The organism is Cohnella sp. CFH 77786 (assembly GCF_019400745.1).
GTDB lineage: Bacteria > Bacillota > Bacilli > Paenibacillales > Paenibacillaceae > Cohnella.
In genome coordinates, this window is record NZ_WJIB01000017.1 from 109,696 (window position 1) to 129,711 (window position 20,016).

General features: G+C 59.0%; 14 protein-coding genes. 5 read left to right on the forward strand and 9 right to left on the reverse strand.

The annotated features are described in order from the left end of the window. Nucleotides 1-136 precede the first annotated feature (136 nt). Nucleotides 137-1,000: a putative beta-lysine N-acetyltransferase gene (gene ablB / locus GE107_RS21460; protein WP_219642749.1), complete on the forward strand. Its 864-nt coding sequence runs from the start codon at nucleotides 137-139 to the stop codon at nucleotides 998-1,000. Here the strand turns inward: ablB and rpoN are convergent. Further along, nucleotides 978-2,285 (reverse strand): RNA polymerase factor sigma-54, encoded by a 1,308-nt coding sequence (gene rpoN / locus GE107_RS21465; protein WP_255570735.1) that lies wholly within the window; start codon nucleotides 2,283-2,285, stop codon nucleotides 978-980. The two genes, ablB and rpoN, sit on opposite strands and share 23 nt — an antisense overlap. A 208-nt stretch (nucleotides 2,286-2,493) precedes the next feature. Between rpoN and GE107_RS21470 the strand changes: the two genes are divergently transcribed. Beyond that, a complete protein-coding gene (locus GE107_RS21470; protein ID WP_219642754.1) occupies nucleotides 2,494-3,027 on the forward strand; it encodes a CBO0543 family protein in 534 nt (177 codons plus the stop codon). An 81-nt stretch (nucleotides 3,028-3,108) separates the two neighbouring features. Here GE107_RS21470 and gntK read toward each other — a convergent pair whose 3' ends face one another. The 3 genes from gntK to GE107_RS21485 form a co-directional block, all read right to left on the reverse strand. Next, entirely contained in the window at nucleotides 3,109-4,644 is a 1,536-nt protein-coding gene (gene gntK, locus GE107_RS21475; protein ID WP_219642757.1) for a gluconokinase, read from the reverse strand. Nucleotides 4,645-4,742: 98 nt separating this feature from the next. Beyond that, nucleotides 4,743-5,417 carry a GntR family transcriptional regulator gene (locus GE107_RS21480; RefSeq protein ID WP_219642773.1) on the reverse strand — a complete coding sequence of 225 codons (675 nt, stop codon included), beginning with the start codon at nucleotides 5,415-5,417 and terminating at the stop codon, nucleotides 4,743-4,745. A gap of 267 nt (nucleotides 5,418-5,684) precedes the next feature. Further along, the gene (locus tag GE107_RS21485) at nucleotides 5,685-7,568 is read right to left on the reverse strand and encodes a M48 family metallopeptidase (protein WP_219642776.1); all 1,884 of its coding nucleotides are present in this window, start codon (nucleotides 7,566-7,568) and stop codon (nucleotides 5,685-5,687) included. A 218-nt stretch (nucleotides 7,569-7,786) separates the two neighbouring features. Between GE107_RS21485 and GE107_RS21490 the strand changes: the two genes are divergently transcribed. Further along, complete coding sequence (locus GE107_RS21490; protein WP_219642788.1) at nucleotides 7,787-9,868, forward strand: M6 family metallopeptidase; 2,082 nt, start codon at nucleotides 7,787-7,789, stop codon at nucleotides 9,866-9,868. 176 nt (nucleotides 9,869-10,044) lie between these two features. On the opposite strand, the gene GE107_RS21495 is transcribed toward GE107_RS21490, so the two are convergent. Further along, entirely contained in the window at nucleotides 10,045-10,800 is a 756-nt protein-coding gene (locus GE107_RS21495) for a class I SAM-dependent methyltransferase (protein ID WP_219642791.1), read from the reverse strand. Nucleotides 10,801-10,814: 14 nt separating this feature from the next. Continuing rightward, a complete protein-coding gene (locus tag GE107_RS21500) occupies nucleotides 10,815-11,693 on the reverse strand; it encodes an AraC family transcriptional regulator (protein ID WP_219642794.1) in 879 nt (292 codons plus the stop codon). A gap of 127 nt (nucleotides 11,694-11,820) precedes the next feature. On the opposite strand from GE107_RS21500, the gene yicI reads away from it, so the two are divergent. Then, complete coding sequence (yicI, locus tag GE107_RS21505) at nucleotides 11,821-14,145, forward strand: alpha-xylosidase (protein WP_219642804.1); 2,325 nt, start codon at nucleotides 11,821-11,823, stop codon at nucleotides 14,143-14,145. Between the two features lie 408 nt (nucleotides 14,146-14,553). Here the strand turns inward: yicI and GE107_RS21510 are convergent, their stop codons facing one another. From GE107_RS21510 to GE107_RS21520, 3 genes are all read right to left on the reverse strand, one after another. Then, complete coding sequence (locus GE107_RS21510) at nucleotides 14,554-15,129, reverse strand: DUF1349 domain-containing protein (protein ID WP_219642818.1); 576 nt, start codon at nucleotides 15,127-15,129, stop codon at nucleotides 14,554-14,556. 100 nt (nucleotides 15,130-15,229) lie between these two features. Next, nucleotides 15,230-16,480: an alpha-L-fucosidase gene (locus GE107_RS21515; RefSeq protein ID WP_219642820.1), complete on the reverse strand. Its 1,251-nt coding sequence runs from the start codon at nucleotides 16,478-16,480 to the stop codon at nucleotides 15,230-15,232. Nucleotides 16,481-16,509: 29 nt separating this feature from the next. Beyond that, the gene (locus GE107_RS21520; protein ID WP_219642822.1) at nucleotides 16,510-18,549 is read right to left on the reverse strand and encodes a beta-galactosidase; all 2,040 of its coding nucleotides are present in this window, start codon (nucleotides 18,547-18,549) and stop codon (nucleotides 16,510-16,512) included. 129 nt (nucleotides 18,550-18,678) lie between these two features. On the opposite strand from GE107_RS21520, the gene GE107_RS21525 reads away from it, so the two are divergent. Next, a complete protein-coding gene (locus GE107_RS21525) occupies nucleotides 18,679-19,521 on the forward strand; it encodes an AraC family transcriptional regulator (RefSeq protein ID WP_219642825.1) in 843 nt (280 codons plus the stop codon). Nucleotides 19,522-20,016 lie beyond the last annotated feature (495 nt).

The following is a 20,016-nucleotide window of genomic DNA, read 5'->3' on the forward strand; positions in this document are numbered from 1 at the left end:
GGATCTAGCAAAAACTATGCCAGCTTGCGGCGATCGACTGGCACCGTTTTTGCGTATCCGATAGGCAGCAGAATCACGTATTGGAGAGAGAAGACCGAGGGCGGAACCAGCCCGGCGGAAATGAGGAGGGATCGGAATGGCTTCGAAACCGGCGGGATTGACCGACTGCAGGGAGACGGGGAGCGACTACGCCTTGCACTATTGCCTCGATGCCGTCAGCTTGAGGCTCCGGGTGGACGACTACGAGGGAAACCTGGAAGCGATTTGCGGAAGGATGATCGATCTCGCGCGCGAGCACGGGTTCACCAAAATTTTCATCAAAACCCGCGAAGAGGATTGGAGGATGCTGTTGTCGCGGGGATATATGCTGGAGGGAATTTACGAGGCGTATTTCGACGGGCGGGACGCCTATTGCATGGCCTGTTACCTGGATGCGGAGCGCAGAACGAGCGGCAGCTGGATCGAGGAAGACCGGATCCTGGAACGGGTGATGTCCCTCTCTCCCAAGCCGGAGCCGAACGCGCCGGAAGCAGGCTGCCGATTGCGAAAAGCCGAGAAGGAGGACGCGCAAACGCTCGCCTCGTTGTACGCCAGCGTCTTCGGCACGTATCCTACGCCGATCATGGATCCCGCCTATGTCGCGAAAGCGGTCGGCGGGAAAGCCGTCTTTTACGTGTATGAACACGAAGGGCGGATCGTGAGCGCGGCTTCGGCGGAAATCAACGCGAGCTGCCGCAACGCGGAGATCACGGACTGCGCGACCCTGACGGCTTACCGGGGCAAAGGGCTGATGCGGCTGCTGATCCGTGCACTGGAAGAGGAGCTCACGGAGCGCCGCATCCGCTCCGCGTATTCGTTGTCCAGGGCCATGTCTTTCGGCATGAACGCGGCGCTTCGGCAATCGGGCTACCGGTATTCCGGCCGGCTGACGAAAAACTGCGACATCGGCGGCCAATTCGAAGACATGAATCTGTGGGTCAAAATTTTGCCTTCCGTCTGACCGAGCTCGCGATGCCGAGCTCTTCCCGGTATTTGGCCACCGTGCGGCGGGCCACCGGGATTCCCTCTTCCGCCAGAAGATCCGCCAGCGCTTGGTCGGAAAAGGGGGCGCGGACGTCTTCGGCTTGAATCCGCTCGCGGATCCGCTCTTTGACGCTTGCCGCCGAAGCGGCGTCCTCTCTCCCCTGGTTGAAGCCGGACGGGAAGAAATCGCCCAGCTCGAATACTCCCCACGGGGTCTGGGCGTATTTTCCCGCGGCCGCCCGGCTGACCGTGGATTCATGCATGCCGACCCGGTCGGCGATTTGCCTCAGGACGAGCGGTTTGAGCCGGGAAACGCCATAGTGGAAAAAATCGGCCTGCTCTTCCACGATAGCCCGGGTCACCCGCCACAGCGTCTGCCGCCTCCGCTCGATGCACTTGATAAGGAAGGACGCGGAGTTCAAGCTGGACGCGAGGAATTTGCGCGCTTCCGGGGGCGTTCCGTTCTCCCGTGCCATGGCGCGGTACCTTTCATGGACAGTCAACCGGGGTGCCGCCGCATCGAGTACGGTGACGGAGAAAAACTCCCCGTCCCGCTCGATGCGGACATCGGGCATCACGTAAGAAATGTCGGCAGGCTGGAAAGCGTCCCCGGGGCGGGGGTTCAGGCTTCGGATCATCCCGTATGCAGCCCGCAAATCCGCAAGCGGCACTTCCAGCCGTTTGGCCAGGACCGCCGGGCCGAGCTTCGCCAGGTCCTCCAGATGATTTCGGATGAGCAGCGTCACCAGTTCCGGGCAACGGGGCATCGCTTGCGCCTGAAGCAGCAGGCATTCCGCCAAGCTTCGGGCGCCCACGCCCGCCGGTTCGAAGCCCTGCAGAATCCGCAGAGCGGTCTCCACCTGCCGGAGGTCGATCCGCAGGTCTTCGGCGATCCGCTCCAGCGGAAGCACGAGATAGCCGTTGGGATCGACGTTGCCGATCAGATATCGGACGATCCGCTTGAGCGGTTGAGCGATCCCGCTTAGCGTCCCCAGCTGCTCCTCCAAATGCCGCTCCAAAGTCGGTTTCGCGGGAACGGCGGCGTGTTGAAGCGGATCGAAACCGGACGGCCCGCGACGGACCGGGATCCAAGGCAAATCCACGGCCTCCAGAACCGGATTCTGCTCCAGCTCCTGACGGATGGTCTCCAGAAGATCCGGCGTCGGCAGCTGGAGAATCCGAATCGCCTGCCGCAGCTTCGGCGTCATATGCAATTTGGCGGCTTGCTGCAGCAGCATGCCGTAGCCGTATCCTGGGCACATGGCGATCACCCGTTTCGGTTCCTTCTTCCATGCTATGCATGGTCCATCCTTAGCCTAGCAAGTTTCGTGCCAATTCGGATTCCGCCAAAGCGAAACCGTCCGGGGAGAAGACTCGCGCCACCCGCAAAATCAAGCATAATTTTCCTGTTATGGGAGAATGTTAAACGTTAACGATTACATGCCCTCAGGCGAGATCAGGATGGGTCTTATGGTTGAAATTATTTACGTGATCGGATTTGCCGGGTGGTTGCTCGCCGCGCTGAAATGGGCGGATTGGCGGCGTTTCACGGAATTCCGGGCGACCATCTACGTGATGTTGGTGGGCGATTTCCTTTATAACCATTTAACGGAGTCCCGCCATCTCTGGACTTACGAATCTCCTTCCCTCCATCTTGCGCACAATCTCATGAATGCAACGGTCGCGATTTGCATCTACCCGCTCGTGGTCATGATTTTTCTCAGCCGTTATCCGGATAACGGACGGATCAAACAAATTCTGTACAACCTGCTTTTTTCCTCGATTTTTATTTCCCACGAGTGGCTGGCGGATTGGCTGGGCGTATTCGAACATCACCGAAACTGGGGTTTCGGATGGTCCTTGTTCCTGGATCTCATCATTTTCCCCTTCCTGCGGCTGCATCAAAAAAGGCCGCTATGGGGCGTCATCGCCTTTATCCTGTTTACGTTGATGTTCTGCCTGCTGTTCAAGCTCCCGGTCGTGTTCGAACAATCCGCTCCGTAGGACCGCTCTCCGGGCGACGGGGCGGAGACGAAAAGAGCAGGAGTCCCTCACGCGGGATCCCGGCTCTCTTCGATGCTGCGATCAACCGAGGCTCAATTTCTGCTGGAAACGCGCGATGGCCTCGTACTCTTCTTCCAGTTTCCTCGAAATGGAAATAAAAATCGGAAGCAGCTGATGATAAATGCGGGCGTTCTCCGGATTCGGCTTGTGCGCGTGCGTGGCGCCGACCATGCCCGAGACGATATCCAGGCTGTCCGCCCGGCCGATCGCGTTCAGGCCGAGCACGGCCGCTCCGAGGCAGGAGCTCTCGAAGCTTTCGGGCACGATCACTTCCTGGTCGAAAATGTCCGCCATCATTTGGCGCCACAGCGGCGATCGGGCGAAACCCCCGGTCGCGTGAATTTTGCGGGGACGGCCGATCTTCTCTTCCATCGCCAGCAGCACCGTGTACAGATTGAAAATGACGCCTTCCAGCACCGCGCGGATCATATGCTCCTTCTTATGATGCAGCGTCAAGCCGAAGAAAGAGCCGCGCGCGTTGGCGTTCCACAAAGGAGCCCTTTCCCCCGTCATATAAGGGTGGAAGAGTAAGCCTTCAGCGCCCGCCGGCACCTGCTCCGCGATCTGCGCAAGCAGATCGTAGGCATCCGAACCGAGACGCTTCGCCGTCTCCACTTCCGCGGCCGCGAACTCGTCCCGGACCCAGCGGAACAGGACGCCGCCGTTGTTGACCGGCCCCCCGATGACCCAATGCTTCCCGGTAAGCGCATAACAGAAGATCCGGCCCTTCGGATCCGTCATCGGCCGGTCGACGACCGTCCGGATCGCCCCGCTCGTGCCGATCGTCGCCGCCACGACACCCGGCGCGATCGCGTTCACGCCCAGGTTCGAGAGCACGCCGTCGCTCGCGCCGACGATAAACGGGGTCGAGTTGCCGAGCCCCGTTTGCGCCGAATACCCGGGGTTCATGCCCGTAAGCGCGTGCGTCGTAGGTACCAGCTGCGAGAGTTGGTCCCGGGAGACGCCGGCGATCCGAAGCGCCTCATCGTCCCAGTCGAGCTTCTCCAAATTCAGGAGACCGGTGGCCGAAGCGATGGAATGGTCGATCACGTATTGCCCGAACAGCTTGGCGAATACGTACTCTTTAATGGAAATAAACTTGTTCCCCGGACGGAACAGCTCGGGATACTCATGGCGAAGCCACATCAGCTTGGCAAGGGGAGACATCGGATGGATGGGCGTTCCCGTCCGCATATAGATTTCGTGCCCGTTCAGCTCCCGTTTGAGCCGGTCGGACCACGCCGCGCTTCGGTTATCCCCCCACGTCATGCAGCGGGTCAAGGGCGTGCCCTCCGCGTCTACGGCGATGACGCTGTGCATGGCCGAACTGAACGAGACGAACAGGACGTCGTTCGGATTCGCTCCGCTTTGCGTCATGACCCCTTTTAACGTGTGGACGACCGCGCCGAATATTTGGTTCGGGTCCTGTTCCGCCACCGAAGGTGCCGGGGTGAACAGCGGATACCCTTCGTCCGCCTTGGCGACGACCTTGCCGCTTGCTTCGAACAGCACGGACTTCGTGCTGGTCGTGCCGATATCGACTCCGATCATATACATGGCTGATTCCTTCTTTCCCGCAAGCCGGGCTCCTTACATGACGAAGCTCAGCGATTTGTATACTTATCTGCAAATTTTGCCATGCGGCGAGGACTTGATTATTGAAAACTGATGTGCAGAGTAACCCGGGAATCCGCGAAATATTCCCGCACCACTTGCCCGATCACGCCCACGTCCCGGGTCTCGAGCGCGCGGAGGATCGTCCTGTGCTTATCGATAACCGACAGGATCCGGGCCTCGCCCTCTGAGAATACCTCTTCCGTCGTGATCAGCATTACCGTCAGCACGATCTGCCGGATGCTGTTCCAAAGATGCTGGACTCTCCGATGCTTCGCCTCTTTGACGATTGCTTCATGGAAGCTGAAATCCAAATAGGAAAACGTCTCGGCGTCCTGATGCTTGACGGCCAATTCCATCTTGTCGATCGTTTGCCGCAGTAAAGCCAACAGCTTCGCATTGTCTTCGCCAGCGATCCGCTGCTGGGCGAAGCTCTCGATCAAATAGCGCACGTCATACAGTTCCTCGACGTCCCCCAGGCTCATGCCGAGCACGATGGCGCCCATTCTCTCCAGGCGGATGAGCCCTTCGTTCGACAACGTTTTCAAAGCGTCCCTGACCGGCGAACGGCTCATGCCGAAATCGGCGGCCACTTTATTTTCCGAAATCACTTCGCCGGCCTTGATCGTACCGTCAATGATCTGCAGCCGCAGCTGGCAAGCGATCGATTCGCCGAAGGACGCACCCTGCAGCCATGCTTTCGGATATTGCCTCATCCATAACGCGCTCCCGTGAAATCCGATTCGTGGCGGCCTGTGTATACTTGTATACAAGTTTGCTATCCCATCATACCGCTTCCCGACGGATCTGTATACCTCATTGTCAGAAGCCCTTATCTGAATCAGGAAATGCGTACGACGGATCTAGTCGTCACGTTTTGACGGCCGAGTAACGTTCGTACGGCTTCCAGCGCGAAAGGGACCGGAAAGGGGAAACCTCTTAAAATGCGAAAAGGACCGGCGGCGACGGCCGTTGAATCGGCCTCATTTCTTTCTCTCGTACACGAGCGACTGTGGAATGCTGCCGAGCAGCTTCTTAAATAGGCGGTTTTCCAAGTTAAGCGGGAAGACGTAGATTTCATGGGGAAAGACGAGCTTGTTTGCGATCCGGTCCGACAGCCCCTGGTCGAACTTGTCCTCGTTTTCCACATGCCACGGCCTCTTAAACGTGAACCCGAGCACGTACACCTGGGCATCCTTGTCCGCGGCGATTTCCTTGCGGACCAGAAACGCCTGCCTGACTTCCTCGAACGTCTCCAGCTGTTTCCTCAGGTTCTCGACTTCTTCCTCCGGCAGTTCGTGACTCCGGTAATCGTCGTCCGTCGTGATTTCCGATTTCTCCTCTTCCACCCGCTCGACAAATGCATAGTGCTTCTCCAGCATCTCCCGGTAAGGCTCCGCCGCCGAATCCATCCCCCGTTTCCGGTAATATTCGATGATTAACTCGCAGCCGGGAACCGTGGCATCCCGATCCGTTCTGTAGGCTCGCTCCACGAAACCGACTCCCGATTCGTCCTCCTGGCCGAGCAGGATTCTGCCCGCGTGAAACAATGCCCCCGCATGGTCCGGCTGCTTGTCGCACGCTTTCCGGAACAGCGCCAGCGCCGCTTCCGGCGTATCGAACCGTTCCGTTAACTTGGCGAGCGTAACGATCTCATCAGCCTTCTCCAGCCGGTCACCTTGCTCTTTCAGCCGGGAATACTCCTCCAGGGCATTCCGTTTCTCCTCATGCATGGAGCTCCAATACTCCCGAACGTTTTCCGCCCAAATCCGGCTCAGCGCTTGCACGAGCTTCTCCGGCTCATTTCCCCGGGATTCGGACACCCCCGGTTCATACGCGGCCTCGAGTTGCCCCGCTTCGACTCCCAGGCTCCGGATCCGGTCCTTCCGCGATGGATGCGTGTCCAGAAGGCCCGTCTCCTCCTCCAGGGCTTCCCGCTTCCAGGCTGCGGCTTCTTCCGGATCCGGAGGCGTCATGAGCGCTTTCCGCATGCTGGCGAAGACGTTGTCCGGCACTTCCGGAGAGAGGGAATCGTCTGAGAAGAGAGGCGTCCAGAACTTTTCCTGCAAATAGCGCCCTTTTACGGCTCCGTTCAGCAAGGCCGCGGCAGCCGCTTTGCATCCGACGACCTGGGCGGATTTGCGGTCCGCCATATACTCTTGCTGACGTTGCCATACGAACGTGTAGGCCAGGAAGTAAGGGATATATCGCCGGTAGAAAGCGGCGAACAGAAAGGTGGCCCATCCGCGCCGCTCTTCTTCCAGGCGGGTCATGAGGCGGGCCATGGATTCGCGCGTGCGATAAACGAAGGCTCCCATCCGGCCGTCCTCTCCCGCCAAATGGCCGATCTCGTGGGCGATGACGGCTTTCAGCTCCGTCTCCGAAAGCGCGAGCAGCATCGGCAGCCCGATCAGCAAGTAGTTGCGATGAAACCCGAACCATCCGAATTTCGGCCATTGCATGATCGCCGCATTATAGTCGTCGTCGATCAGGACATGGTGGATTTTCGGTCCATTCAGCTTGCGGTTCACCTCATGGATGAGGCCGAACAACCGCGGATATTCCGCCTCTGCGATTTCCAGCCCATCCGGAGGCTCGATTTTGAACCATAAGGAACGGATGATGAGATAAAGCACGATCGCGGCCAAATAAATCAATTTCGCCAGCAGCGCGTGAAGCGTATGCGAATAGACGAAAACAAACGCCAGAAGTCCGGCCGCGGCCAGACCCAAGAGCAGCATGAAATAGAGATAGCCGTAACCGAGCATCGTCAGCCGGACGACTTTGCGTTTATAGGTTTCCGGACGGGCCTTGGCTTCCGCCTCCAGTCGCCGGACCAACCCCTCGTAATCCTCGATGGACCGCATGCCGAACTCCTTTCGGGAATCGCTATGGCCAGTTTACACCAGCTTCCGACCATCCGTTGCCGACCGACGCCATTTGACAAACATGTAGGAAGAATGGATCATCCCGCTTATCGAACGGGACGGAACGACTGATCGGCAAGGCACTTCCTAAATTCTTCCTTCCTGCTATTATGTGGATACCGCGATGGCGGATATTCGCGATATGAAGGAGGAAATTCATGAAATCCCGAAAAACGTTCGGCCTTTTGTCGTCCTTACTGCTCATCGGAAGCCTGTCGCTCCCTGCCTGGGCCTCTGCGAAGCCGAGCGGCTTCAACCCGAACCCTGCCGTGCTGGACATCGGTCCGAAGCTGCGCGCCGAGACGCTGGCCGACGTCCAAGCCTCGAACCGGCTCGATCTGACGGGCGCCGGATCCCCTTCCGCTTCGGCTTCCTCCGCAGCGCCCAGCCTGGGCGCCTCGGACGTCGGACTCGTGAAGAAGTGGCTGACTCACAACGATTACACCGGCCAATATAGCCTGACGGATTTCACGCTGAGAGCGGTAGGCACCTACGGGGAAGTCTGGGTGGCCAACAATCTGAACTTCCCGCAGGGAGATCCGAGGAATTCGATGACGCAAATTACCGACCAACAGGTTCAGTATTTGCTGAGCGAGTTCGACTCCCGCATGTACCCCAAAGAAATCGAGTTTTTCGCCCCGCCCGCCGAGCGCAAGGGAGAAGACGGGTACAACGGCTGGTACAAGGACGACAGCGGGCGGACGGTCATCCTGATCGACAACATCAAGGACCAAAGCTATTATGACGCGAACTATCCGAGCTACATCGCCGGGTATTTCTCGCCGGCGATCAGCGATTTCGCCGACCGCAACGTCATGACGGTGGACAACTTCGACTGGCTGAACCGCACGGGGCCGAACGCGGCGAAGCCGTATCTCTACGAAGGCGTATTCGCGCACGAGTTCCAGCATTTGCTGCATCGCGACACCGATTCCGGCGAAGACACGTTCGTGAACGAAGGACTGTCCGATTTCGCCCAATATCTTGTCGGCTACGGCCATTCCCAAGGGCACGTGGACTTCTTCATGAACCATCTCCGCAACTCCCTGACGTTGTGGGGCGACCAGACGGATTTGCAAATCCTCGGCGACTACGGCAACGCCTACCTGTTCCAGCTGTACTTGTACGAGCATTACGGCGAGGATTTCATCCGGGATTTGTTCCTCAGCCCCCTGCACGGCATCGACAGCATCAATGCAGCGCTTGCGGAGGTGAACGCGGGCAAAACCTTCGAGCAAGTATACGCCGACTACATGACCGCGATCATGCTGGACGGCAAATACCAAGGAGACAATAACACCTACCGGTTCTCGTCCATCGATCTTGCGCCGAACTTGGACAGCTCTATACTCCCCGATAACGTGACGCCTGCGTGGGGCACGGACTTCAAGGTCATCACGCCCGACAAGAAAATCGGAAGCCTGATCTTCAAGGGTCTCGACTTCCTCCGCACGAACTGGACGACCGCCCAAGACCCCGAACGGGGAGCCGTTCTGTGGGGGAACCAAGGGGATTTGGCCGACAACTTCCTGATCAAGGAACTGGACTTGACCGGCGAGACGGCCCCCGCGATCTCCTTCGACACCTCGTACAACATTGAAGAGCAATGGGATTTCGGTGCGGTTCAAGTGTCCGAGGACCAAGGCCGCACGTGGACTTCGCTGTCCAATGCCGATACCCGGAGCGATCTCGTGGAGGAAGGGCACCCGACCATCAAGGCGAACCTCCCCGGCTTCACGGGCAGCTCGGGCGGCTGGACAACGGAAACGTTCGATCTGAGCGCGTACGCCGGCAAGAAGGTGCTGCTCGGTTTCCGATACATGACCGACTGGGGCTTCACGGAGTCCGGCTGGTATTTGTCGAACCTCCGGCTGAACGGGGTCACGATCGACCCGATGACGGACACTTCCGGCTTCCTCAGCCTGGAGCAGGCGACCGGCCAATACGTGAACTATCAGGTGCAGTTCATCGGGTACAAAAAAGGCGGCGGAAACGGTTCGGGCGAGAGGGTGAAGGTCATCCGGCTGGATAACCCGCTGAACATGTCGGAGCAGGATCGGATCGATCTGGCCGACATGATCCGCGGCTCCCAGTACGGCAAAGTCGTCATGATGACGACATTCGCCGCGCCCGCGGGCACGAACAACAGCGTCCCGTACGAGTACACCGTCGTCATGAAGAATGACAAGGACGCGAAGAAGCAGCAGTGGAAAGAGAGTTTGAAACGCGGAGGCAAGTAACGCAGGCAAGAAGGTCCCACCGTCTTACGGAGCCCCGTCGCGGGCAAATTGCTCGCGCGGGACGCTCCCGCCGTCTTACGGAGCCCCATCGTGTTGAAATGACTTATGGAAACTCCAAAAAGGAGTCCCTCGCCGCGACCGGCGCTGGGGACTCCTCCCTTTTGTAACGGAATGACTCACACTTCTCCCGTATAGATCTCGGTCTCGTAGTCGAAGGAAACGAGGCCGTCGCTTTCGCTCCGGTCGAACAGCTCGCGCAGCTCTCGCAGCATCGGCTCATGGTTCGGGTGACCGGTCTCCGGCGCATAGGAAGACGACAACAGCCGGCCCTTCAGCCCGTCATAATCGAATTTTTGCCGATTCCGGAACCGGGCCGTGCGCATCGTACCTTCTTGGAAGAACGCGGCCAGGATTTCCTCCGAAACGTTCTTGTGGTTGACGCTCGCATAGTCCGTGCTCCACCTGTGCAACAGTTGCTCGTACGCTTCCAGGAATGGAGAGCCGGACGTCAGCCGGGAATTCCAGATGAGCGCCGCTTTGCCGCCCGGCTTCAGGATTCGCCGGAACTCCGTTCGGGCCGCATCCCGATCGAACCAATGGAACGCTTGGGCGGAAACGACGAAATCGACGGAAGCGCCCGGGAGGCCCGTAGCTTCGGCAGATCCCGGCAGGGCGCGGAAATTCGGATCGTTCCCAAGCTCCGCGGCGGCCGCCTCCCGCATTTCCCGATTCGGTTCGACCGCGGCCACCTTGCTGCCCCGCTCCAGCAGCAGCTTCGTGAATATGCCCGTGCCGGCTCCGATGTCGGCGATTTCCGCTCCCGCCCGGAACCCTTCCGTTTCGTACAAGTAATCGATCGCTTCCTTCGGATAACCGGGCCGGTATTTGACGTACGCGTCCACCCGGCTCGAAAACCTTTCTTTGCTGTCCATAACCGTCAACTCCTCTAATGGTCCTTCTTCCGGTATTCCGACGGCGTGCAGCGATAGACGAACCGGAACATTTTGCTGAAATAGCTGAAGTTGTCGAACCCGCTTTCCATCGCGGCTTCCGCCACCGTTACGCCGGGCTGTCGCAGCTTCTCCGCGGCGTATCGGAGCCGGATCGCGTTCAAATACTCCATCGGCGTTTTCCTCACGTACGTCTTGAAAGTCCGGCTGAAATGCCCTTCGCTCATCCCCGCGATGGCGGCGAGTTCCCCGATCGCCAGCTTGCGGCCGAAATGCCTTTCCATGTGCGTGATGACCTGCTTGATCCGCTCCGGCGTCCCGGACTCCGAAGCTTCCCACGGATCCCGGCGGACGACCATCCCCGCCCCGAGGAAATCGGCGAACAGCAGGAGGAGATGGCCTTTGACCCGCAGCTCGCGGGCCGGATCGTCCAAATTGTTCTCTTCCATGATGAGCGTCATGATCCGGGCGTAAGCCGCCTGCCCTCCCTGCGTCTCCTGATTCCAGTGAAGAGGCAGCGTCAGTTCTCCCCTTTGCAGCGGTTTCAGGAACCGGGTCGTCACCCCGTCTTGCCCCCCCATCAGCCAATCCAAATCGAAAACAAGGGCAGAATACGTGCAGGCCGAAGCGTGGAGCGCATAACCGCCGTGCAGCTCGCCTCCGGGAATGAACAAGGCTTCGCCCGCCCGCACCTCGAAGCTGGACAATCCGATCTGGAATATCGCCTGCCCGCTCTCGACCGCCAGAAACTCCGTTTCCGCATGCCAGTGGCTGTCCAGAATCGGCTCTCCCGCCTCCCTTTCGGTACGGTAAAACCCGACGGGAAAATCCAAGCTGCCGTGACGCCGCTCTTCAAGCAAACCGCGCTTATCCATCTTTCGCCCCCAAAAAGTCAGAATTCTGTTAGATATAAGCATAATAATGCAAGATAACCGCGATTTCAATCAGTATAATGTTAGTGGAAACGGTTTCTCTATTCGAACGATGAAAGGAAGAGATTCGATGAAATTCAGCGATGGCTATTGGATGGTCCGAGAAGGATACGAGATCCTGAGCCCCTACGAAATCGTCGACGTATCCGTCCGGGCGGACGGCATCACTTTGTACGCCGCATTCAGAAGCCAGGAAAATAGAGGAAACACGCTCAACGCGCCGCTTTTGACGTTGGAGTTCTCTTCTCCGCTCCCGGACATCATCCGGGCCAAGTTTTACCATCATAAAGGCGGCGTGCGCCGCACGCCTTCCTCCTTCCCGATCCGGGAAGACAAAGAGTTGCCGGTCCGGATCGAGAACACGGAAGCTGCGGTCAGCCTGACGAGCGGGGACACGACGGTCACCGTCACGAAGAAACATCCGCTCTCCATCGTCTATTCGCACAAAGGACGGGTGTTGACGCAAAGCGGCACCCGCTGCACCGCGTTTATCAAAGCCGCCGACGGGCACCACCATATCCGGGAGCAGCTCGGCCTGAGCGTCGGGGAGACCGTGTACGGGCTTGGGGAGCGGTTCACCGCGTTCGTGAAAAACGGGCAAACCGTGGATATCTGGAACCAGGACGGCGGAACGGCCTCCGAGCAAGCCTACAAGAACGTTCCGTTCTATGTGACCAACCGGGGCTACGGCGTATTCGTCAACCATCCCGAGCTCGTCTCCTTCGAGGTCGGATCGGAAAAGGTTTCGAAAACGCAGTTCAGCGTGCCGGGCGAGCAGCTCGAGTATTTCGTGATCGGCGGAGACTCGCTGAAGGACGTCCTGAGCAACTACACCTCGCTCACGGGCAAACCGGCGCTGCCGCCGGCCTGGTCGTTCGGGCTGTGGCTGACCACCTCGTTCACGACCAACTACGACGAAGCGACCGTCACGAGCTTCGTGGACGGAATGGCGGAGCGCGACCTGCCGCTGGCCGTGTTCCATTTCGACTGCTTCTGGATGAAGGAGTACGAATGGTGCAACTTCGAATGGGATGAACGGGTGTTCCCGGACCCGCGGGGCATGCTGCAGAGGCTTAAGGCCAAGGGCTTGCATATCTGCGTATGGATCAACTCCTACATCGCGCAGAAATCGTACCTGTTCGACGAAGGCATGGAAAAAGGCTACCTGGTCAAACGGCCGGACGGCAGCGTCTGGCAGTGGGACATGTGGCAGTACGGCATGGGCCTCGTCGACTTCACGAACCCGGAAGCCTGCCAGTGGTTCAAGGACAAGCTGTCCGTCCTGCTCGACATGGGCGTCGACAGCTTCAAAACCGACTTCGGCGAGCGGATTCCGACGGATGTCGTCTGGCATGACGGTTCCGACCCGATGCAAATGCACAACTATTATACGCAGCTCTTCAACAAAACCGTTTTCGAGCTGCTCGAAGAAAAACGCGGCAAAGGCGAGGCGGCGCTCTTCGCCCGGTCCGCGACCGCTGGCGGCCAGCAGTTCCCGGTCCACTGGGGCGGCGATTGCGAAGCGACGTACGAGTCGATGGCCGAAAGCTTGCGGGGCGGGTTGTCGCTCGGTTTGTCCGGCTTCGGATACTGGAGCCACGACATCGGCGGCTTCGAGCAAAGCTCTCCGCCGGACCTGTACAAGCGCTGGGTGCAATTCGGCCTGCTCTCCAGCCACAGCCGCCTGCACGGCAGCACCTCGTACCGGGTTCCGTGGGTTTACGACGAGGAAGCGGTCGACGTGCTCCGCCACTTCACGAAGCTCAAGCTCCGCTTGATGCCTTATCTGTTCGGGCAAGCCGTCCAATCCTCCACGCTCGGTGTGCCGCTCATGCGCGCCATGGTGATGGAGTTCGGCGGCGACCCGACGAGCGACTACCTGGACCGCCAGTACATGCTGGGAGATTCCCTGCTCGTCGCGCCGATTTTCAACGAGCACGGAGAAGCGCTCTACTACTTGCCGCAAGGAACCTGGACCCACTTCCTGAGCGGCGAGCAAGTGCAAGGCGGCGTCTGGCGCCGCGAGAAGTACGATTACTTCAGCCTTCCGCTGTTCGTCCGCGAGAACAGCCTCATCCCGGTGGGCGCGGTGGACAGCCGGCCGGATTACGATTACGCGGATGGCGCAACGCTCGAGCTGTTCGCCCTGCAGGACGGCGCGTCGGCGATCGCGAACGTGCCGGATACGGCCGGCCATTCCGCGCTGCGCGTCACCGCGTCCCGTTCCGGCGGAGAAGTGAACGTTCGGGCGGAAGGCCAGGCTTCGAACTGGAGCCTGCTGCTGCGGGGCGTGGAGGCCGTGGCCTCGGTGCAAGGCGGAAGCGCGGAGCCGACGGAGCGCGGCGTGCGCGTCACGCCTGCCGCCGGCGGCACGGAGCTGCGGATTCGGCTTTAAGGTAAGACGTCAGTTGGCATGAAGGCTTCGGTTGGCTAAGGGCCGTTCGGGATCATGGATCCCGGCGGTCCTTTTCATTGCGAAAGTCATGGCCTCCAAATCTCGATAGGGAGCTGCCCGCACAATCCGGCCCGTCCCTGCCAACCAGAACCTGGTTCCTTGGGAGGAGTCAATACGCCCCCGCCTTACCGTGTGAACAATCTACGCAGCTGGCGCTAGTCAGCAAACCGGTGCCGGGACGGGCTGAGCGGGAAAATGTCCCACTAAAATGAGCCCCACTGCCGTCGTTCCTGAAGCCGGCTTAGCCGATCATTTACGTTGCAGCCTGGCCATTCGAAAGGGGCGACTCGCAAAGTCCTAAACGGACCTGCGGGGACGCCCCTGATTTCAGCTGCCGATTTCTACTCTTTACGTAACGACCAAATGCTCGAAGGTGACCCTGCATCCTTCACCTGTGGGGGATTGCGCCACAACGCCGATCCTGATCTCCTCTTCGCAATCCAGGCCGAAATACCGGATCGTTTCCCACTTTTGACCATCTGCCGAATAATAAAAGGTAAAACAGTTTCCTGCTCTCTTGATGCGTAAATAGGGCTTACTTGCTTCCGCTTTGCAGGAGATGCAGTCGTCCGAATGGTTATTCGTGACGACGCTGATGATCGTAGGAGTGCTTTCGTAAAATTCAAAACAAAGCTTCGCCCAGTGGCCGTCATCCGACATGACCATCAAGCATCCGGAGTCATAGGGGGCCTTCATCTCCACGCCGACCCTGGTAACCATATCGAAATCCCCGCGCTTCATGGCATAAAGAAACGGCGCGCTGGACCTGACCGATTGTCCCGACGGGTCGATGAAGAAATCCGACTTGGGAGGAGCCGCGATTTCCAATGCTCCGTTCTCGCCGAAGGCCCACGAGCCCGGCTCGTTCATCCATTTCAATTCCGGACTTAAATTCCGATCCGAACAACGGTCGAATAAATTCAAGGTTGTCCCTCCCATATGATTTCTACAACAAACGGCTGCTATCGTCGTCGAAGCCTGTCCATACGAGTAACCCCGGCCAGTTGCAGCCTTGGTCTACCGATTAATCTTCCGTTACCGCCTCGGCCACCCGGACGACGTAATCTTCGCCGTACGGGTAACCGGTCGCTTGAAACGAGAACAAATCCTTCGCCGGGTCGTGCACGAAGCTCAGCTCTTCCCCGTTGTCCATCCAGCGGATCGACCGGATTGTCCGGCGCACCCCCGTGAACGTCCGCGGACCGACGCCGCCGGAAGGAACCGTCACGTTCCAATCCCCGGACACCGCCAATTGGTGGACGAAGAAGTACAGTTTGCCGTCTTCGCCCGCCAGTCCGAAATCGCTGCCGCTTCCGGCGATTCCGCAAGGCGCCGTCGTATAGATGGCTTGCCCGAATACGCGGAGCCAATCCCCGATCGTCTCGAGCATCGCTTCCTGCAGCTTCGCGACCCGGCCGGTGCCGGTCAAGCCGATGTTCAGCAGATAGTTCGCCCCGACTTTGCGGCAGGCGCACAAATGCTCGATCAGTTCCTTCGTGGATTTGAAGGCGAAATCGGCGCCGCTGTATCCCCAATAAGCGCCCATCGTTTGGCACATCTCCGCGGCGACGTACTTGGGCTTGCCCCGGCGGTCCATCGGATGGGGACGTCCCTGTTCGAAGGTGACCGAATCGATTTCCGGATGGCCGTACACCCCGAGCTTATGCAAGCCGGAATTGTTGACGATGATCGCTTCCGGCTGGTTGCGGCGAATCATGCCGTACAGCGCGTCTTCCTGCCAATCGGCATCCGGCTTGTCCCAGTTTCCGTCGAACCACATGCCGCCGATTTTGCCGTACTCGGTACAGAGAATCTCGACCGATTGCTGCAAATACCGAAGATACGCCTCGAAATCTTCCCGGTAGCTGTCTACGTACCAATCGAGCGTCGTGTGATAAAAGAAGGGAACGATGCCTTCCGCTCGGCAGCCGGCCGCGAAATCGGCCATCAAATCGCGGGCGGCCGGGCTGTGCATGGAGTCGTAATCGCTCAGGCCCCTCGTGTCGTAAAGCGAGAACCCGTCATGATGGCGCGCCGTCAGCACGATGTATTTCATGCCCGCCCGCTTGGCCAGACGCGCGATCTCCCGTCCGTCGAAATGCTCGGCCGTAAACGTGTTTTGGAGAAGGCTGTACTCCTCTTTGGGGATTTTCCTTAGCTTCATGACCCATTCCCCTTGGGCCAACTGCGAATAAAGCCCCCAGTGGATGAACATGCCGTAGCCTAATTTTTCGAACTCGCGGATATACGGTTTGGGTACGGGAATTTGACCCATGCTCGCTTGAGCCCCCTTCGAATACCGGATTACCGGCGCAAAATCCACAGATCGCGTCCCGGCAGCTCGGCGGAGCCGGACAACGTCCGCCCGCCGATCAAGTCGGTCACGGGCTCGTTCCCCAGCGTGACGGTGACGGGAGCTTCATTGTGGTTGAGCACGAACAGATACTCTGCTCCGTCCTTCACGCGGACGGTCGTCTCCACGCCGTCCGGCGCGCCTTCGAGCAATGGAGCGATCCCATGGGAAGCGCACAGCCGGGGAAGCCAATCGTCGAGGAATTGCTGCTCCGGGCTCGTGGCCAAGTACCAGGCTTCCCCATCCCCGAACCGGTTGACGGTGAGAGCGGGCATGCCGCGGTAGAAGTCGTCGCCGTACACCGCTTTGATTTCCGCCCCTTCGGAGTGGATCAGATCGCACAGCATGCCGCAATCGTACTCGGCGCGCGGCAGTTCCGCACCCGAATTCAATACGATGCGGTTCCTCTTGCTCGGCAATAGCGCGTCGATCTCCTCGGCCCAGATGCCGAGCAGCTTGCGCAGCTTGCCCGGATAACCTCCGGTGACGACGCGGTCGTTCTCGTCCACGATGCCGCTGAAGAACGTCGTCACGAGCGCACCGCCTCCGCTCACGTATGCTTCGAGCTTCTCCGCGATTCCCGGCTTCACCATGTACAGCACCGGCGCGAGCACAATGTCGTAGCCGCTGATGTCCGCGTCCACCCCGATCACGTCAACGGCGATATTCGCTTTGTAAAGCGCGGCGTAGTATTTGTGCAGTTCCTTCACGTATTGCAGCTCGATCGTCGGACCGCTGGACATTTCAATCGCCCACCAGTTGTCCCAATCGAACAGAATCGCGACTTTGGCGTCGAACCGGCTATCGAGCAGCCTGTCTCCGAGCGCGTGCAGTTCGGCGCCGAGCCCGGCGCATTCCCGGAAGACTCTCGTATGCTCGTGGCCAACGTGCTCGATGACCGCCCCGTGGTATTTCTCGCACGCGCCGATCGAACGGCGGAGCTGGAAGAACATGACGGTATCCGCTCCGCGCGCCACGGCCTGATAGCTCCATAGCTTCATCACGCCGGGACGTTTGAGCGCGTTGTACGGCTGCCAGTTCTGCTGGCTCGGCGTCTGCTCCATGAGCATGAACGGCTGGCCTTCTTTGAGCCCCCGCATCAGGTCGTGCATCATCGCCGTATAGCTGAACGGCGTGTCGGCCGCCGGGTAGTTGTCCCAGGAGACGACGTCCATTTTGCGCGCCCACTTGTGGTAATCCAGTTCCTTGTAAGCGCCCATCAGGTTCGTCGTTACGGGGATGTCCGGCGTGTGCTTCTTCAGGGCATCGTTTTCGAGTTCATAACACTCCAGGAGGCTGTCGGATTGGAAACGCCGATAATCGAGCGAGATCCCTTGGAAATTCGTTTCCGTCCGCCCGTTCGCCCCGCGCCATTCTTCGCTGATGCCGCTCGGGGGCACGATGTCCTCCCAATCGTAGAACGTATGACCCCAGAAAGCCGTGTTCCATACGCGGTTCACTTCGTCCAAGGTGCCGTAACGCTTCCGCAGCCAAACGCGGAAAGCTGCCGCGCAGTTGTCGCAGTAGCAGTAGCCCCCATACTCGTTGGATACGTGCCAAATCAGCAGCGCAGGATGGTCCTTGTACCGCTCCGCGAGCTTCTCCGCCATGCGCACCGAGAACAAGCGGTAATTCGGGCTGTTCGGGCAAGAGTTGTGCCTTCCTCCGAATTTGCGTTTGCGGCCGTCGAAGTCCACGCGCGTTACGTCGGGATATTTGCGGGCCATCCAAGCCGGATGGGCTCCGGTGCTTGTCGCCAAGCAAACGCCGATCCCGTTCGCGTGCAGCTTGTCCATCATTTCGTCAAGCCAACCGAAGTCATAAGTCTCTTCATTCGGCTGGTTCTTCGCCCAGGCGAATACGTTCAGCGTGGCCACGTCGATGCCCGCGAGCTTGAACATGCGGACATCCTCGTCCCATATCGGCTTCTCCCACTGGTCCGGATTGTAGTCGCCGCCGTACCAGATCTTCGGTTTTTTCTTGTTGATCATGCTTGCGTCTGCACCTCGTATTCTTATGAAATAAAACGGTACATTTTACACTCTCATTTTATGATGCGGAAAACCCGATTCCCATATAAGATAAAAGAGATCGATATAAGAAAACGGAGGTTTTGCGGAATGAGAAGGGTCGTCACGTCGGCGCCGATGGCACCGCTTCCCATCGAGCTGGAAACCGTGGGCCTCAACACCGATCAGGAACCGATCGATCGACCTATGGGTTATCCGTGTTTCCATTGGCTGCATACGTTGGACGGCGAAGGAGAAGTGGATGCGGAAGGATTGACCTGGAGGCTGCCTCCCCGATCGGGTATCCTTCTGTATCCGGACATGCCGCATCGCTACCGCGCAAAATCGTCAATCTGGCAAACGGCCTACGTCACGTTCGAAGGACGCATGGCTTCCGAATGGATTTCCTCCATGTTCGGCCCCCGTACGGAACGAATCCAATGGGATGCGGCGGAAAACCGGATTGCCGCCCAGTGGGAGCACATGCTCGTAGCGGCGGAGAACGGCGTGGACCGCTCCGGCTGGGAGCTTTCCGCCGAATTGTACCGATTTCTGACCCTGCTCAAAACGGCCGGCCGAACCGATCATCGTCCCTCCATGTCAAGACGAATGGAAAAGATGCAAAACCTGCTCGAATGGATGGAACGCGAATATGCCGATCCGGGGCTCAGCTTGTCCGATATGGCGAAACGGCTGGGGATCGGGGAACGGCAGTTGAACGAGAGGTTCCGCCACCTGTTCGGACAGACGGCTTACGCGTACCTGATCGATCTGCGGGTTCGCAAGGCGAAGGAAAAGCTGCCCGTCCTGGCGGACATGACGGTGAGGGAAATCGGGTCGGCTGTCGGGTTCCGGGACCCGAGCCATTTCGTCGCCACGTTTCGGAGAAAAGAGGGCTTGACGCCGGATCAATATCGGAGGCTTCACGGGATGGGGTCGCGGAATGAGCGGTAAAGGGATTGGGGGCTGCTTTCAACCGGGTTTTTCCGGGTTACAGCGGGGATTTCGCCGCTTTGAGGCGCTCTAACCGGGTTTTCCGGGTTACAGCGGGGATTTCGCCGCTTTGGGGCGCTCTAACCGGGTTTATCCGGGTTACAGCGGGGATTTCGCCGCTTTGGGGCGCTCTAACCGGGTTTTCCGGGTTACAGCGGGGATTTCGCCGCTTTGGGACGCTCTAACCGGGTTTATCCGGGTTACAGCGGGGATTTCGCCGCTTTGGGGCGCTCTAACCGGGTTTTTCCGGGTTACAGCGGGGATTTCGCCGCTTTGGGACGCTCTAACCGGGTTTTCCGGGTTACAGCGGGGATTTCGCCGCTTTGGGACGCTCTAACCGGGTTTTTCCGGGTTACAGCGGGGATTTCGCCGCTTTGGGACGCTCTAACCGGGTTTTTCCGGGTTACAGCGGGGATTTCGCCGCTTTGGGACGCTCTAACCGGGTTTTCCGGGTTA